This window comes from Sphingobium sp. CR2-8, from assembly GCF_035818615.1.
In the GTDB taxonomy this organism is placed as follows: Bacteria; Pseudomonadota; Alphaproteobacteria; order Sphingomonadales; family Sphingomonadaceae; genus Sphingobium.
On the sequence record NZ_JAYKZY010000002.1, the window covers coordinates 3158341 to 3174401 of the forward strand.

17 protein-coding genes and 2 pseudogenes are annotated in these 16061 nt (G+C 64.6%); 4 read left to right on the forward strand and 15 right to left on the reverse strand.

The window, feature by feature from the left end; all coding sequences use genetic code 11:
• Nucleotides 1–28 precede the first annotated feature (28 nt).
• From U5A82_RS19400 to U5A82_RS19470, 15 genes and pseudogenes are all read right to left on the reverse strand, one after another.
• Nucleotides 29–1285, reverse strand: a pseudogene (locus U5A82_RS19400) (DNA/RNA non-specific endonuclease); the annotation flags it as partial.
• Nucleotides 1286–1363: 78 nt separating this feature from the next.
• The gene (locus U5A82_RS19405) at nucleotides 1364–2236 is read right to left on the reverse strand and encodes a DUF1521 domain-containing protein (protein WP_326292498.1); all 873 of its coding nucleotides are present in this window, start codon (nucleotides 2234–2236) and stop codon (nucleotides 1364–1366) included.
• Between the two features lie 30 nt (nucleotides 2237–2266).
• On the reverse strand, nucleotides 2267–2725 hold the full coding sequence (locus U5A82_RS19410; protein WP_326292499.1) for a hypothetical protein: 459 nt from the start codon (nucleotides 2723–2725) through the stop codon (nucleotides 2267–2269).
• A 118-nt stretch (nucleotides 2726–2843) separates the two neighbouring features.
• Nucleotides 2844–3536, reverse strand: a complete 693-nt coding sequence (locus U5A82_RS19415; protein WP_326292500.1) for a DUF6683 family protein — start codon at nucleotides 3534–3536, stop codon at nucleotides 2844–2846.
• Nucleotides 3533–4108, reverse strand: coding sequence for a hypothetical protein (locus tag U5A82_RS19420; protein ID WP_326292501.1), 576 nt, complete (start codon nucleotides 4106–4108; stop codon nucleotides 3533–3535). The genes U5A82_RS19415 and U5A82_RS19420 overlap by 4 nt, the downstream gene beginning before the upstream one ends.
• 105 nt (nucleotides 4109–4213) lie before the next feature.
• Nucleotides 4214–4522 (reverse strand): hypothetical protein, encoded by a 309-nt coding sequence (locus tag U5A82_RS19425; RefSeq protein WP_326292502.1) that lies wholly within the window; start codon nucleotides 4520–4522, stop codon nucleotides 4214–4216.
• Between the two features lie 95 nt (nucleotides 4523–4617).
• A complete protein-coding gene (locus tag U5A82_RS19430) occupies nucleotides 4618–5250 on the reverse strand; it encodes a hypothetical protein (RefSeq protein WP_326292503.1) in 633 nt (210 codons plus the stop codon).
• 141 nt (nucleotides 5251–5391) lie between these two features.
• Nucleotides 5392–5739: a helix-turn-helix domain-containing protein gene (locus U5A82_RS19435; RefSeq protein WP_326292504.1), complete on the reverse strand. Its 348-nt coding sequence runs from the start codon at nucleotides 5737–5739 to the stop codon at nucleotides 5392–5394.
• On the reverse strand, nucleotides 5736–6521 hold the full coding sequence (gene sctT, locus U5A82_RS19440; protein ID WP_326292505.1) for a type III secretion system export apparatus subunit SctT: 786 nt from the start codon (nucleotides 6519–6521) through the stop codon (nucleotides 5736–5738). The genes U5A82_RS19435 and sctT overlap by 4 nt, the downstream gene beginning before the upstream one ends.
• An 11-nt stretch (nucleotides 6522–6532) precedes the next feature.
• Nucleotides 6533–6802 carry a type III secretion system export apparatus subunit SctS gene (gene sctS, locus U5A82_RS19445; RefSeq protein WP_326292506.1) on the reverse strand — a complete coding sequence of 90 codons (270 nt, stop codon included), beginning with the start codon at nucleotides 6800–6802 and terminating at the stop codon, nucleotides 6533–6535.
• Complete coding sequence (gene sctR / locus U5A82_RS19450; RefSeq protein ID WP_326292507.1) at nucleotides 6795–7445, reverse strand: type III secretion system export apparatus subunit SctR; 651 nt, start codon at nucleotides 7443–7445, stop codon at nucleotides 6795–6797. The genes sctS and sctR overlap by 8 nt, the downstream gene beginning before the upstream one ends.
• Nucleotides 7446–7450: 5 nt before the next feature.
• Nucleotides 7451–7729, reverse strand: coding sequence for a FliM/FliN family flagellar motor C-terminal domain-containing protein (locus U5A82_RS19455; protein ID WP_326292508.1), 279 nt, complete (start codon nucleotides 7727–7729; stop codon nucleotides 7451–7453).
• An 11-nt stretch (nucleotides 7730–7740) separates the two neighbouring features.
• Complete coding sequence (locus tag U5A82_RS19460) at nucleotides 7741–8400, reverse strand: hypothetical protein (protein WP_326292509.1); 660 nt, start codon at nucleotides 8398–8400, stop codon at nucleotides 7741–7743.
• Complete coding sequence (gene fliO / locus U5A82_RS19465) at nucleotides 8397–8705, reverse strand: flagellar biosynthetic protein FliO (protein ID WP_326292510.1); 309 nt, start codon at nucleotides 8703–8705, stop codon at nucleotides 8397–8399. Before fliO ends, U5A82_RS19460 begins: the two co-directional genes overlap by 4 nt.
• A pseudogene (locus U5A82_RS19470) lies at nucleotides 8702–9873 on the reverse strand (EscU/YscU/HrcU family type III secretion system export apparatus switch protein). Before U5A82_RS19470 ends, fliO begins: the two are co-directional and overlap by 4 nt.
• Before the next feature lie 609 nt (nucleotides 9874–10482).
• Between U5A82_RS19470 and U5A82_RS19475 the strand changes: the two are divergent.
• From U5A82_RS19475 to U5A82_RS19490, 4 genes are read left to right on the forward strand one after another with little or no spacing between them, the layout of a single operon-like run.
• On the forward strand, nucleotides 10483–11121 hold the full coding sequence (locus U5A82_RS19475) for a lytic transglycosylase domain-containing protein (protein WP_326292512.1): 639 nt from the start codon (nucleotides 10483–10485) through the stop codon (nucleotides 11119–11121).
• 2 nt (nucleotides 11122–11123) lie between these two features.
• On the forward strand, nucleotides 11124–13094 hold the full coding sequence (locus tag U5A82_RS19480; RefSeq protein ID WP_326292513.1) for a flagellar biosynthesis protein FlhA: 1971 nt from the start codon (nucleotides 11124–11126) through the stop codon (nucleotides 13092–13094).
• Nucleotides 13091–14896: a type III secretion system outer membrane ring subunit SctC gene (gene sctC / locus U5A82_RS19485; RefSeq protein WP_326292514.1), complete on the forward strand. Its 1806-nt coding sequence runs from the start codon at nucleotides 13091–13093 to the stop codon at nucleotides 14894–14896. The genes U5A82_RS19480 and sctC overlap by 4 nt, the downstream gene beginning before the upstream one ends.
• Nucleotides 14893–16047 (forward strand): hypothetical protein, encoded by a 1155-nt coding sequence (locus U5A82_RS19490; RefSeq protein ID WP_326292515.1) that lies wholly within the window; start codon nucleotides 14893–14895, stop codon nucleotides 16045–16047. The genes sctC and U5A82_RS19490 overlap by 4 nt, the downstream gene beginning before the upstream one ends.
• The last annotated feature ends 14 nt before the right edge of the window (nucleotides 16048–16061 follow it).

The following is a 16061-nucleotide window of genomic DNA, read 5'->3' on the forward strand; positions in this document are numbered from 1 at the left end:
CGGGGCGTTGCCCGTCCGATCCATATTTCACCTCGATTTTGACATCAACCGTCTTGCCTTCGTTCAGGGCGGTCTGGAAGGTCTTCTCCATGTCGCGCCACGCGCCCATGTTGAAGTTGCCATTCATGGGGACCATGTTCACCCGGTCGCCGGGACCATTGAAGATCGACGCGATCAGATGGCCGCCCTGATCGTCGGACAGACGATCCTCCCGGCCCGACACGCCCTGCTGATAGCTGTTGCGATCGGCGGTCTTGAGGTCCAGTTGCCCCTCCACATCGGTGACGCGCCCCTGCCCATCGGTGCGATAGGTGTAACCGTTGACCACATAGTCGGCGTCCGGTTTGAGATTGCGGGCGTTAAGCTCGGGAGACCAGTCGCCCTTGCTGCCGCCGTCCATCTCTATGCGCGGTCGCGCGGCGTCGGCGACATCGTCGGCATGGCGGGTGGCCTGGCTGGCGATATCGGTGCCTGCATCCACGACCTTTTCGCCGCCCCGCAGCGCACCCTTTGCCAGATCGCCGATGCCCGGCACCCAGCCGATCGCGGTAAGGCCCAGATTGCCCCAGGCGCCGTCCTTGCCTTCTATCACGCCACCGATCGCGGCGACGGTGTCGCGGGCGTCAGCCGCCTGGCCGACGAAGGGGATGAAGCCGCCGACGACCTGTCCCGCCGTGGCGGACCAGCTGTCATTGTCAGCGAAATCGCCCTTCACCAAGCCTTCGAAGAAAGACCCCACACCCTCTTCCGACGCCTTCTGTGTCGGTTCGGCTGGCGTGGTGGACGGCGCATTGCCCGTGACGGTGATCGTTTCCAATTGCGTCGGCGGCGTTAGTTGCGCTTCGATCTCTGCCGTGATGGCAGCGGGATCGGTGGTGCCGAGCCGCGCGGCGGTGGCGTCCCATGCTTCCTTGTAGCCAAGGCCAGCGGGCTGCGTACCCCATGTTGCGACCGCGGGCGCATCGGGGAAATCGCCGACGGCAAATTCCTGCCCCTCGATCGTCGCGCCAAAGGCGGCATTGTCGTTCGCGGCCTGCATCGCGGCAGTGAACTGACCCCGTTCGACCGGCGTCATCTGCGCCTCGACAGCGGCGGCGAGCGCGGCCTGCGCCTGCGGGTCGCCCGCCGCGCGGGATTGCACATCGGCCGCCAGCGCGGTTGTATCGAGGGTGCCAGCGGTGCGATGCTCGTTCACCATGTCGGCGGCGACATTGTTCGAAGTGGACGTGTTCGAGCCTGTGGCCGACGAGCCCTGGCCTATGCTGTCTGCAGCTTGCGTACCCATGATCTACACCCTCGATACCTGGTGATTGGGGATGGGGCGACCGGCGGGGAATTGGGGGATCGGCCGCCCCATGCGACGTCAGGCCGAAAGGCCTTGAGCGAACGCCGCATTGGTGAGTGCGTTGACGAAGCCGAACAGCAGGAAGCTGCTGACCTGCTGGCTGACCTCGCCCAGGCTAGGCGTGTCGCTGCCGGGACCGTAGATCGCGCCGACGCGGGTCATGTTGAGGTCCGCCTGCGTCGCGATGTCGCCGGTCAGTTCCGACCGCCAGCCAGCGCCGGTCGCATTTTCCTGTAATACGAAGCCATCACCTTTCAGCGCATCGAGCATCTGGCCATCGTTCGACATGGCGATGTTGAGATCGCCGATCCGGTTCTGGCTGATGCCATCGACGACGATCGCCTGATCGCCCTTCGTAATCGTCAGCTGGCTTGCGACATATTCATTGGGGTTTTCGGCAAACTGTTCGGTGTCGATCGTAATCTTCGTGCCGTTTTCCAGCTGGAATGTCGTCTTGCCCCAGAAATCGAAAGCATGGGTCCCATCGATATCGACATGGGGATCGCCCCAGATGCGGGTCGTTTCGCCCGTATTGTCGTTGTAGATGCGGATTTCCGAATTACGTTCGTCCAGTTCGAGCGAATAGCCATCACCCAGATCGATCGAGCCCTCGCTCTCATTCTGCATGGAGGCGCTCCATTGCGCGCCATCGGTAGGCACGAAGCTGGACGTCGCGCTATCGGTGGCCTGCTGCATCGTGCCGCCCTGCATCTGGAACAGCATCGGCAGGGTGGCGGAGGCAAAGGCGCTGGCCAGCAGGGGCTGGAAATAGCTGGCCATGATCCCGGCGGCGAGCTGGGTCGAAACACCGGCCATCAGCGAGTTGGCCTCAGCAGCATTGAAGCCGGGATTGAAATTGAGATTGAACGTGTTGTTGATGATCGTGGTCATGTCCGTTCCCTCTTGTGTCGCAAGCCGGTGTCAGGCCGACAATGATGTCGGGCGTGCGCCCTCCAGCGCTGTTCGGGCCTGATCCAGGCCATCGATGACGGCAGAAATGTCCCGGGCGCTCGACAATGTGGACGCGCCGATCGCACCATCCACCAGATCCAGCGTGCGGCCGTCGGCATAGGCGGCCATGTCCGTTGCGACGGCGCCCGCGAAATCCTCTATCGCGCGGGTCAGCGCCCCCATGTCGGCGGCCGACCCGCCACCAAAGGCTGCACCGATGCCGTCGGCCATGGCGCGCAGGCCATAAACATCGCCCTGCCCGGGCGCTGAGAGCGGGATCAGGCCGAAGCTGCCCGCGACCTGCGAGACGACATGACAGGCCAGGGTACGAACGCCGTCCGCGATGCCCGCGCCGCTCGCTTCGCCTGCGCCCGTGGCGCCGATCGCGCCGAGGGGGCTGGCGCCGCTGATGCTGGGATCGATGGTCATGGCCTGTCTCTTTTCCGGGGCGGCGGGGTGCCGCCTTGTCTGAAAGCATAAGAGCAGATCGGGGGTGGCGATGCGCTCCGCGATCCGACTAGGCGGCTAGTCGGATCGACTAGCGCGGCTATCTGCGGCGGAAACCATCGTCTGTCAGGATGACGTCGATGGGGTCGGCCTGGAACAGCGGACGGCCGCCGTCACGCGCCATTTGCGCATAGCGGGCGAGGGTTTCCGTATCGCCACTGCGCACCGCATGTTCGTGGGTGCCCGCCATGATCGCGCCCTGGATCATCAGCATTTCGCCAAACTCCTGACGCAGCGCGTCCGTGTTGACCTGACTGGCGACAGCGGCGAAGGCGTTGGCGGCCTGGCGGCGCACGCCTGCGGCCTGCGCGCGGGTGATGTCGGGGCGATGGTCGTTGGCGACGCCCCATTGGGCGAGCAGGTAGAAGGCCAGGGCGTCGATCGCATCATTGGCGCTGTAGCCGAGCATCGGCGCGACCTTGCGATATTGGGCGACGCCTTCGCCCGACAGGACGAGGCTGCGCATGTCGGCGGCCGGTCCCGGTCCCTGCTTTGCCGCAGCTTCCGCCATGATGTCGGCGAGTTTGCGACGGACGGCGGGGTCGGGGCTGTAGGTCGCGGTCAGCGTGGCGTTGCCGCCCTTGCCGGGTGGGGCATTGAGGGTGATGCTGGGTAGCTGCTCAGGGTTGAAATTATTGCCTGTTTTGACCTGTCCAAAGATCGCGGCGTTCGTGGCGTGGCTATGCGCTGGGATAGGAACCAGCGCTAACGCCATGCATAGCAGACGCTTCATGCGTCCGGTCCTGCGGCTTGGAGCGTAAGGGTCCGTCCGTCGCGAGTGAGGTCGATGCGGGCGGGGATGAAGGCGTCGGCATGGTCGGATGCTGGCGCGGTTTCGATCGCGATCGCAGTGCCATCGTCCAGGCCGAACCAGCTGTCTTCCCATAATTGCGGGACGCCCTGGGGCGTTTGTTGCCCCCATATCGGGGTTTGCGTGTCGCTGGGACGGTGGTCCACCAGAATCCGGCCGGTGTCACCATTGAGCAGCAGGTTATAATCGGCGCTGAGATCGATGCTCGCGAGGCCACCGCCCGGCGTGAGGGTCAGGTTGGGTGCGGCCTCCGGATCGGCGAGCGCACCGCCCACGGCTTCATAGTGGCGGGCGATGCGGGTGAAAGCTGCGCTGCCACCATGGATCTCGCTGCCGAAGGTGCCGTAGATACCCGGTCCCATCTGCTGACTGGTGGTGTTGGCGGTGCGGTTCGCTGCGCTTTTGGGCGGCAGATACCAGGCCATGCTATTGAAGGGGCGATCCAGCAAAGGAACCGCGTCGCCGATCTTGTTGGTCAGATAGCCGAGGGACATGGCGCTTCTCCTGTATCGCGATGATCGACGACAGAATGAAGCGTGGAATGGGCGTGCACACTCCGCTATCCGACTAGGCGCCTAATCGATGCGATTAGCGCCAAGTCAGTAGCCCGCCTGCTCACAGAGCGAGTCTAGCTTCAGCACCTTGGGATGATCCGCGCCATATTTAGCGCGCAGGTTGGGGCGGCTGTAGCAGGCGCGGGCCTGTTGCGCGGTGGTGCCGGGGCGGACGGCATAGCCGCTGCTGCCGGTCGAGCGGCCTTCGCGGATACGTCTCGCCTGACCTTCCGCCACGGAACGGTGGAATATGCCTTCTGCAGCCTGGCCTGGACTGATGACCGGGGCGATATCCTGGGCGGTGGCGCTGGCGGGTAGCGCCAGAGCGAGAACGAACAGTGCGGTACGGTACATGGTGACCTCCTCTCACGTCGGTGCCCCCCGATAAAACAGATGGAGGCCCCTTCCAAGGAAAGGGCCTCCATCCGTTGGCTTTGCGGGGCGAGCGGTTACTGCTTGCGGGCGGTGTTCGCCATCGCTTCGCCGATCGTCTTGATCGCATTGTTGGTGGCGTTCATCAGCATGCTGAACTGCTGCGACACGACACCAAATTCGGCCGATGCGCTGGCGTCGTCGCCCTTCAGCGATTCGGCGCGCTGCTGCATATCTTCGCCCAGGCGATCCAGTTCCTCGCCCAGAGCCTGCGCCATCGCCATCAGCCAGCCCGGCGCGCCGGTCGAGCCTGCGCCGCCCTTGCCCTTGCCGCCGCTATTTTTGGCTTCCTTGAACTCTTCGCTCTGGCTCATGTCCTCGACGAAGTTGCGCAGGATGTCCTGAATGCCACTTTGGGCGCTGCCAATGTCGGCGGGGCTGGCGCCCGTCGCCTGGCCAAAGGCGTCGATGGCTTCGTCGACATTGCCGAACGCGCTCTGGAAGTCGCCGGTCGAGCCGGCGAAAGAGGCCTGCGCCATATCGATGACGCCCTGGGGCAGGCCCAGATTCTGGCCCAGATTCTGGATCAGCTGCTGGCCGATCTGCGAAAAAACCTGCTGCGCCAGTTGGGCCACAACGCCGCCGATCGGGCCGAGCATGGAGGTGGCAAGGAGCGAAACGGGATTGAAGGAACCAAGACCGAACATCATATTTCTCCTGTCGTGAATCTCTGGCCCTGCCGGGGCTTTCGGGACGGCGGCGCGGGAACCGACCGCCGTGTCGCCATCCTGTATGACCGGTCCGTGCGCCGTCCGCCCTCACCGATCCGACTAAGCGGCTAAGCGATCCGACTAGGTAAGGGGATGAAAGAGCAAGCCAGCGAGCGCATTGAGTTCGCGCACCCCGTCCAGTTCCAGCTTGCGGCACATATTGTTGAGGTGGACGCGCACCGTATTTTCGCTGATGACGAGCAAGGTCGCGATGTCGGCATTGGCCCGGCCCCAGCCCAGGAAGCGCATCACCGCCACTTCCGTCTTCGTCAGCGTGCCGACGCCGCCCAGATGCCGTTCGGGCACGCGCGAGCGCGGGATGCGAAATTCGCCGACCGGCACATCTTCGTCAGCCGCGCGGGCGTCCGCCTGCCGCAGCAGGCGCATCAGTTCGCGCAGGCGGGCTTCTTCGCTTTCTTCCTCGGTCATCGGGCCAGCGTCCTTGCGACCGCGCGCACGACATCGGTGCGGGTGCTAAGGTCCATGATGACCGCCTGCGCCAGCAAGGGCACGAGCACGAGGAGCAGCGCGGTCGCCGCCCAGCTTTTGATCGAGAGCGAGAGGGAGAAGACGTTGAGTTGCTGGGCGAAGCGATTGAGCAGGCCCAGCGCCGCGTCCACCAGATAGAGCATGACCAGGATCGGTGCGGCGAAGACCAGCGCCAGGGTCATCAGGCGGCCAAACTCCCCTTCGAACAGCAACAGGCTGCGCGGGTCCAGATTTGGCCATGTCTGTGCGATCGGCCAGATGGCGAAACTTTCCATGATCGTACCGACCAGCAGCAGCAGCCCGCCGGACGCCGCGAACAGCACATGAGCGAGACGCTGCATCAGCGCGCCGGTGAGCGAAGTTTGCGTGCCGCCATTGGGCTCAAGGATCTGGCCGATAGTCGCGCCGACTTTCGCATCCACGATCTCGCCCGCCGCCTCCATCGCCCAGAGGACAGTGCCGAAGAAGAAGCCGATGGCAATGCCGATCCCGGCCTCCCGAAACAACATCATCGCCCAGCCGAAGGTGCCGATATTCTGCACCATGAAATTGGGCTGGAGCGCGAAGGCGACGCCGCCGAAGGTCAGGATGATGCCGTTGCGCACGGTCGCGGGGATGATCGATTGCGCGAACAGCGGCATGATGGCGAAGGCGAAGCCGAAGCGGGCGGACGCGATGCCGACCAGCAGCAATTCGCCCATCCATCCCGGTACACCCTGCATATCCGCGGCCACTATTGCCGGACCATCGCGGGAAAATTGGTGAAGATGGTGTCGCCATAGCGATAGAGGCTGCCCGCGAGCAGCGAGGCGGTCAGGAAGATGGTCGCCACGATCGCAAAGAATTTAAGCGTATATTGCAGCGTCTGTTCCTGAAGCTGCGTCGCCGCCTGCACCAGCGCGACGAGCAGGCCGACCGCCGACGCCGCGACGATCGGCGGGGCGGACATCAGCAGGACGAGCCATAGCGCGTCGATGGTCATGCGCACGATGCTGTCAGACATAAGACAGCACCAGACCGTGGGACAGCTTCACCCAGCCGTCGATCAGCACGAACAACAATATCTTGAACGGCAGGGATATGGTGACGGGGGACAGCATCATCATGCCCATCGCCAGCAATATGTTGGAGATGACGAGGTCGATCACCAGGAACGGCAGGAAGATCAGGAAGCCGATCTGGAAGGCGACAGTCAGTTCCCGCACGATGAAGGCGGGGACGACGACGATGAAGTCGGTGGCGCTGGCGGCGGTCGTGTTAGTCTGCTTCGACACGCGCTGTTGCGTGCGCAGGAAGAAGGCGCGCTCGTCGGCCGCGCTATGTTTGATGAGGAAGGCCCGCAAAGGCTCCTTCGCGCGGTCGGCGGCGGAGAAGATTTCGCTGGTCTGGGACGGCATGGTCTGCTGACCCGATGCCTGCGCCATCTGCTGCATCGTGGGATACATGACATAGACGGACAGAACGAGCGCCATGCCGTTCAGGACGACGTTGGGCGGCACCTGTTGCAAGCCCAGCGCATTGCGCAGCAGGCTCAGGACCACGACGATCTTGGTGAAACTGGTCACCATCACCGCGAAAAAAGGCGCAAGCGCGATGAGAACGACGACGACAAGGGCGCTGCCAGGCGTGAAGGCGGATACGTCCATGCGACTTAACCCTCCTTCAGGATGGTTTCGATGAGGACGCCATAGCTGTCGCCCACGGACACGATCTGCCCGGTGGCGATGGCGCGGTTGCCCGCCAGAATGCGGACGGCGAGCGCGCCGTCGCGATCCTGGAGCGGCAGGAACGCGCCGTCCTGCATCGCCTGAAGCCGGGCGAGCGGCACGTCCGCCGGGTCCAGTTCGAAGCGCAGTGGTACGGCGAAGGCATCCTGCGCGAAGGGGGCGTTGGATGGTGCGGCAATCGGGGCGTCGGCTAGGCTGTCCATGGCTTCGTCCTCTATTGTGATGATGATCGGTGATCGGACCGGAATTGGCGGTCCTGCGGGCTTATCCGGCCGCGCATCGGTGGGGCGCCGGGCCGGATGAGGCTCGCGGACAAAGGCGCGGCGCCGATCAGCAGAAGGTCCCCGGGGGCCAGCGCGGCGGCATCGGTGGGTGACAGGCGGGGGCCGTCCAGGATCATGCGGACCGGTAAGGGTATATGGCTCACCAGCGTGGGCGCGAGCGGCGCGGCCGTCGGCAGAAAGGGGGTATTAGGGGCCAAGGCCAGTTCGATCCTCGCGGTCGCGCCTGCGTCTATCCGCGCCACCAGCGTGGCAGGATCGGCGCGCGCGCCCATGGCGGACGGGACGAGCGTCAGACCGAGCGCGCTCTCGATTGCGCTGAGCAGCGGATCGGCCCGGTCGAGCAGATCGGCCATGGCCGGACCGTCCGTAGCGTCCATGTGGACGGCTCGGCCATCGAGGCGCAGGATGCGGAAGGCGAAGGCTTCGTCGCAGTGGAACCAGTCCCCGCCCCCTGCCGGATCAGCAGGAAAGGCGGCGATCAGGGTTGCGCCATCAACGACCCGGCCGCACAGCGCCATCGGCAGCGCCTGCCGCAGATGGGCTTCATCGACCGAGATGGCGGGGAAGCGAGGCTTGGTATGGGCGGTCATGACAGGGGGTGACCCAGCGGGTTGGCGGGCGCCTTGCCTTCCGGCCACCGGGCAAGCAGGCTGATGCCGCCTGCCGTGACGCCGACCAGCATCACTTCGCCGCGCACTTCGACCAGGGCGATGCGTTCGCGCTGGCCCACCGCCATGGCGCGCAGGAAGCGGATCGGCTGTTCGCCCACTTCGCCGCCCTGGAAGCGGTCGTTCCAGCGGCGCAGCAATTTGATCGCGACCCAGGCCAGGCCCAGCACCACGGCCAGCGCCAGCACCACCGACAGGAGGCTGAGGAAGAAAGTGCCTGCGTTCATGCCATAGTCTCCGTCATGCTATCCTCTCGCAAAGGCGTTTCCAGTCCGTCGCGCGCGCGACGCGCCCACAGGATGATTTCCGCAATCGCGTCGAAACTGTCGCGGGGGATGGGGCCGCCGACTTCGCTTTCGGCCCAGATGCCGCGCGCCAGACCGATGTTGCGGACGATCGGCACGCCCTGCGCTTCGGCTTCGGCGCGCATCGCGGCGGCCAGTGGTCCTTCCCCTTTGCCGCGATCATCGGAACGGGGCAGTCTTCGGGATCATAATCGAGCGCGATGGCGAGATGGGTCGGGTTGGTGAGCAGCACATTGGCCTTGCCCGCCGCGCCGATGGCGTTCTGGTTCGCCCATTCCTCATGCAACTGCCGGCGTTGGGCGCGAACCATGGGATCGCCCTCATTATCCTTATATTCCTGCTTGATGTCGCGGCGGCTCATGCGCAGCTTCTTGATGAAGCGGTGATGCTGCCAGGCGCGATCGACCCCGGCGACGAGTAGGAAGACCCCGCAGGTCCAGGCGAAGAGCTGGATCGACAGCGAGCGGATGAGTTCCAGCATTGCGCCCGCGACCTTGTCGCCATGATGGGCCACAGGGGACCAGCCCGCGGTCTGGATGAGGCTGATGAAAGCGTCGGCCGATCGCCAGAGAATGACCGTCGCAATGATGAGGATGAGGGCGGCCTTCGCTACCGTCTTGGCCAGCTCGACCAGATTGTCGATGCTGAACATCTTCTTGAACCCTTCGACCGGGTTCAGCTTGTCGAGCGAGGGCTTGAGCTTTTCGGTCGTCATCACCGCGCCGACCTGAAGAAATTCAGCGAGCACACCGATGATGGCGGCCGGACCCAGGATCAGCAGACTGACCGTTATCAGGACCAGAAACGCGGCCCAGCCGAGCATCGGCGCGGCGCGATCGAACGGCATGGATGTCGCGGTGCCGACCGTGTCGGTCATCAGCGCCGTGATCTGATTCCCGGCATAGCCTGCCGCAAATAGCAGCAACAGGAACCACAGGATCATGCCGACAGCGGGGCCGACATCCTTTGATCGTGCGACGTCGCCCTTGCGCCGGGCATCGCGCAGTCGCTTGGGCGTTGGCTTCTCGGTCTTGTCGCCGCCGTCGTTCTTTTCGGCCATATGTCGCTCCACACGGTCGCAGGCCGCCATGCGGCCGTCGATGACAGATATGATGTGATTGAAACTGGGCGATAAATGCTGGCAATAAGAGCCAAAGCACAGTTATGAAATACGTGTGTGGACGGAAGTAAAAGTCCCGATCTATTCCCGCATCGTCAACCCTTCAGATCGGAATCGGGATGAACCGTTTGCATCAGGCGATGTTACGATGTCGATACGGACTTTCATGAAAATGTCATTTCGTGATGACGGAAATGTCACGGTTCCATAAGAAATTTTATCTCGGCTCGCCTCGTCGCCTTGCTGACACGATCCGTCTCGCAAAGATGGTTTGAGAAAATTTCCGCGGCAACAACGCCTCCGCCGATGCGCCTTCTTGCGGATCGGCACTCGCAATATATCTAAATATTACTTTGAAACTGTACTGCCCAGGACGAATCGAGAATTTGGTGTGTGGACGTCACCAGATGGGAGATCGTCATCATGCGTATCCGTTCGAATATAATAGTTAGTTTACCAATATTATTTGCAGCTACTGCTATTGCGAATCCAGCCGTTGCTGGAGGCGTCAGCTGGCGGGACATCGATTTCAAGTCCTGCCCGCTCAACAGCACGCTGCGCGTTGCGCAAGGCAGCAGCATGGTCGATTCCATGGCGTTGCAGGGCTGCGCAGCGCGTATCGTCGTGGCGCCCCGCGCCCCGATACAGGGGGCGCCCGATGTGGCGCGCATCATCGGCGTGAAGGAAGACAAGCCCAAAAAGCGGGCCAAAAGCCGTGACGGCAAACTGGCGGAGCCGCCGCCGGGCACGGTGCGGATCAGCGCGATGCTGGACCGCCCCGTCCGCATCGGCCGGATGAACGGGCGGACCGTCAGCACGTTCGACCCGCATATCCTGGCGAGCGCACGGGCGCATCGGATCGATCCGCTGTTCCTGCATGCGATCATCGGGACGGAATCGACCTATATGCCAAGCGCCGTGTCCCATGTCGGCGCGCGCGGGCTGATGCAGATCATGCCGGGCACCGGCGCGCGTTTCGGCGTCGCGACGGACGCCCTTTATGATCCAGCCACCAATATCGAGACTGGCGCGCGGCTGATCAAGTCGCTCCAGAAGCGCTATGGCAAGGATTTCAACCTGATCCTGGCCGCCTATAATGCGGGCGAAGGCGCCGTGGCGCGCTATGGCAACGCCATTCCACCCTATCGCGAAACGCAGGATTATGTCGTCAAGGTCATGAACCGCTACGCCGCGCTGCGCGCCGCGCCGGGGATCTGAACATGACCGCCCGCACCCTGTTCGCCCGGCTGCCGCTGGCCGCGATCCGCCCAGCCGACCTGATGCTGATCGCAGGCGTCGTCGCGATCGTCGCACTGTTGATCCTGCCGTTGCCGACATTGGTGATCGACATGTTGGTCGCGACCAATATCGCCATTGGCCTGCTGCTGCTGCTATCGACGCTGCATATTTCCAAGCCGCTGGATTTTTCGACTTTTCCGACGGTCCTGTTGCTGACGACGCTGTTCCGGCTGTCGCTGTCGATCGCGACGACGCGGATGATCCTGACCACGGCCGAAGGCGGCCACATCATCCAGCAGTTCGGCGAGATGGTGGCGGGCGGCAATCTGATCGTCGGGCTGGTCGTGTTCCTGATCATTACCGTCGTGCAGTTCATCGTCATATCCAAGGGCGCCGAACGCGTGGCCGAAGTCGCCGCCCGGTTCAGCCTGGACGCGATGCCCGGCAAGCAATTGTCGATCGACAGCGACCTGCGATCGGGGCTGGTGGGCAAGGACGAAGCGCGCGAGCGCCGCCGCGTGCTGGAGCAGGAAAGCAAGCTGCACGGCAGCCTGGACGGCGCGATGAAGTTCGTGAAGGGCGACGCCATCGCCTCTATCGTCATCGTGCTGATCAACCTGATCGGCGGCCTGGCCGTCGGTGTGTTCAGCCATGGGATGGAAGCCGGGCAGGCCATGCAGGTCTTTTCCATCCTGACCATCGGCGACGGATTGGTCGCGCAGATTCCCGCTCTGTTCAGCGCCATGGCGGCCGGCCTGCTGGTGACGCGCACGACCGATGAAAGCCGCGACGGCAGCCTTGGTCCCGCCATCGTCCATCAGATCGGCAGCAAGCCCAAGGTGCTGGTCCCCGCCGCCTTCCTGTGCCTGTTGATGGCGCTGATCCCCGGCTTTCCCGCCGCCGTGTTCATCGGCATCGCCATTGCGCTGGGCGCATCGGCCGCCTGGCAGCATCCGGTGTCGAAGGCCTGGATTTTGGGCAAGACCGCGCGGTTCGACACGAGCGAAAAGCCCCTGCCCGCCGCGATGACAGCCACGCCCGCCGCGCCGCGCCCGGTGCGCCCGCTGGTGCTGGATATCGCTGCGCCGACGATGGACGTGGAGATGGCCGAACGGTTGCGGCTGCGCTTCACCGGCGTGCTGGAGCAGGTGCAGGATCGGCTGGGCCTGCCCATGCCTGCGGGCGAAATGACGACGCGGCTGTTGCCCGAAGGCGAGTCCGCGCGCTGGGCGCTGTTCGCCTTCGAAGCGCCGGTCGGATCGGGGATCGTCGAAAGCGGCGGGTCGCTGGAGGATGCCATGGCGACCGCAGTCGATGCGTTGCTGCGCCGCCACGCCGCGCGCTTCCTGGGGCTTCAGGAAACCACTGCGATGCTCAACCGCCTGGGCGCGGACTATCCCGACCTGGTCAAGGAAGTCGTCCGCGCGGTGTCCAGCCCCCGTATCGCCGAAGTGCTGAGATTGCTTGCCGAAGAGGAGGTCTGTTTGCGGAATATGCGTGACGTCTTGGAAGCCATCGCCGAAATCGGCCAGTCGGAACGCAATGCCGTGCCGATCGCCGACCGGACCCGCGTTGCGTTGCGCCGCTATATCTCCGCGCCGCATATGGCCGATGGCCGCTTCCCCGTACTGGTCGTGGGTGGACGGCTGGAGCGCTTCTTCCGCGACAGCCTGCAATCTGTCGAGGGCGTGCCTCATCTGGCGATGGCACCGGACCATGCCCGCGCGCTGATCGACATGATCCGCCAGGAATGCGGCAAATGCGGTGCGCGCGCTATCGTCACCGCCTATGATCTGCGCCGTCCGCTGCGCCAGTTGACGGCGGGCGACCTCTTCGGCCTGCCGGTGCTGTGCTATAATGAATTGACGCCCGCCTTGCCGCTGGATGTCGTCGGCACGCTGGACCGGACCCCCGACGCGATCGAGGAACAGCCGATGGAGGCCGCCGCATGAAGCGCGCCCTGTCCCTGGGCGTGATGGCGCTGGCGCTTGCCACGACACCGCTCCACGCCGCCGAGCCGCCCTTTGGCGACAAGAAGGTGAATATCAGCGCGCGCGATCAGCCGGCCGCCGATTTCCTGAACCAGTTCTTCGCCGCATCCGGCCTGAAAGTGGCGGTCAACGGATCGGTCGCGGGCAAGATCAACGGGCGCTTTTCCGGCGTGCCCGCCGACATTTGGCAACAAGTGTCCAGCGCCTTCAACCTGATCGCCTATTATGACGGCGTGGTCGTGACCGTGTATAACGCCAACGACGTGGAAAGCCGGACGATGACCGTCGCACCGGGCCGTGCATCCGACCTGTCGAGCGCAGTGGCGCGGGGGCGGCTGAGCGACGCCAACAACCGGGTGCGGATTACGTCCGCCGAAGCGGTGCTGGCGACGGGCGTGCCACGCTTCCTGGACCAGGTGCAGCAGATCGCGACCGCCTTGCCCCGCACCGCGGTGCGCGAGCAGCCGGGTGCGGTCGCCATCGCGCCGGGGCAGGCCCAGCCGCTGACCCCGGGTGGCATCGACCCCTATGAATTGCGCGTCTTCTACCTGCGCTATGCGCGGGCGGACGATACGACGCTCAGCACCGGCGATCGGCAGGTCCGGGTGCCGGGCGTGGGCACCACGGTGTCGCGGATCATGGGCGACGGCATGCCGATCGGCACGGTCGGCGGCAGCTATGGCGAGCAGCAGGTGCGGCAGTCGGTGCCGCGGCTGATGGGCAAGGGGCTGGACAGCGTGCGCCCCGATGCGTCGCGATCGACGCCCTATGATAATGACGAAGAGGATTATCTGGGCCTGCCGCCGGGTGGTGGTTCGGCGCAGGCGGCCCAGCCGCTGCCGCAGACGGGGCCGCGTATCACCACCGATCCGTCGCTGAACGCCGTGATCGTGCGCGACCGGCCGGAAAATATGCCCGCTTATGAAGGGCTGGTCCGGTCGCTGGACGTCGCGCCGCAGATCGTGGAGCTGGAAGCAACGATCATCGACATCAATGTCGACAAGTTGAGGGAATTGGGGATCAACTGGCGGATCGGCAATGGCGATTTCAGCGCGCTGTTCGGTGGCGACGTGGTGCGCCGCACCGGCAATCCGCTGACTGACGCAGTGATTTCGGGCAGCGGCCAGGCCAATCGCGGCCTGTCCCTGTCCGGTATCATCGGATCGAACAACCAGTTTATCGGCCGGATCAACGCGCTGGAGGAAAAGGGCGCGGCCAAGATCGTGTCCCGTCCGCAGCTGGTCACCCTGTCCAATGTCGAGGCAGTGTTCGATCGCACCCGCACCTTCTATGTCCGGGTGGCAGGCGATCGGCAGGTGGATTTGTTCAACGTGACGGCGGGCACCACCCTGCGCGTCAATCCGCATGTGCTGGTCGACAATGGCCAGCCGCGCATCCGCATGGTCGTGAATGTCGAGGACGGCGCGCTGCTGGACGGCACGGTAGACCGCATCCCAGTGGTCGAGCGGGCCAGCGTCAATACGCAGGCACTGATCGCCGAAGGCGAAAGCCTGTTGCTGGGCGGTCTGACCGTCAACAGCGACATGGATGCGGAAAGCGCGATCCCCGTGCTGGGGCAAATCCCCGTATTGGGCGAATTGTTCAAGACGCGCTCCAAGCGCCGCCAGCATACCGAGCGACTGTTCCTGATTTCGCCGCGCATCACACGCCTGGACACCCCCAGTGCGCCAGCGCCCGCGCCCACGAAACTGGGCGTCGCCCGGGTTAAACCGCCGCAAGTCATCGTGGAGAGCGTGCAATGAACGCCGCCACCCTGTCCATGGTCGATAATCCGCGCACCGCCGTCGTCAGTCGGCGCGTGTTGAAGATCCTGTCGGGTCGCCTGTCGGGAAAGGCCTTCCCGCTCGACGGACGGGACCGGGTGAGCATCGGCCATGGGCTGGCCAATGACGTGGTGCTGCGTGGGACGGGAACACGTGACTGCGCGGTGGAGCTGAACCTGACACCCGATGCGGCGCAGTTGCGCGTGTTGCAGGGACAGGTGGAACTGCTCGGCCGAATGCTGGAGGCAGGCGAGCAGGCGGTGTTGCCTGCCTATCTGCCGATCCGGTTGGGGGAATATCTGGTCGCCCATGGCGCGCCAGTGTCGGCCCGCTGGGAGGATGCAGGCGCAATTGCCGATACGCCCGTCGGCACGGCGGTCGGCCCATTGCAGGCGCCGCGCATCGTGGACCGGTTGCTGGACATGGGCCGGACGCAGCTGGGGCGGATCGATCGGCGCACCGTGCGACTGGTGGCCGTCACAGGCTGCGTCGCCCTGCTCGGTATGGCGGCGGCGCAGCCGCTCGGCACACTGGTGATCGGCGATCGCAGCGATCCGGCCAAGCTGACGCGCGAGGTGCGGCAGGCCGGTTTTGGCGCGGTGAAGGTGGACAAGACGGCGGATGGCGCGCTGACTTTCAGCGGCGTGGTGCGGGATGAGGACGAATTGGGGCGGCTGCGTGCGCTGGCGCAGCAGCGCAGCGACAATGTTGTCGTCGATGCGCAGACCGGCCCGGCACTGGCCGACGCGGCGACCGACCTGTTGCAACAGAAGGGCGTGTCGGCGCGCGTGACCCCGGCGCAACCCGGCGCCTTGGTAGTGCGTGCAGGCTATATGCCCGCCGACCGGCAGGAGGACCTGCGCGATGAACTGCGCAAGGACTTGCCCGCTGTCGCATCGGTGGGTTTCAAGGTGGACGATAGCCTGGACGCCAGCCCGTTGCAGGCTTTCTTTACCCAGAGCGGCGCTGGCCTCGCCACGATCGTCACCGATCCGCCGCATATCCTGACCGCCGACGGCTCCCGCTGGTTCCCCGGGTCGACCCTGCCGACCGGGCATCATCTGCTGTCCGTGGAGCCGGGCGCCGTAACCTTCGAGAAGGACGGTCGCACCGAACGCATCGCCCCCTGAACTGTCACTGTAGA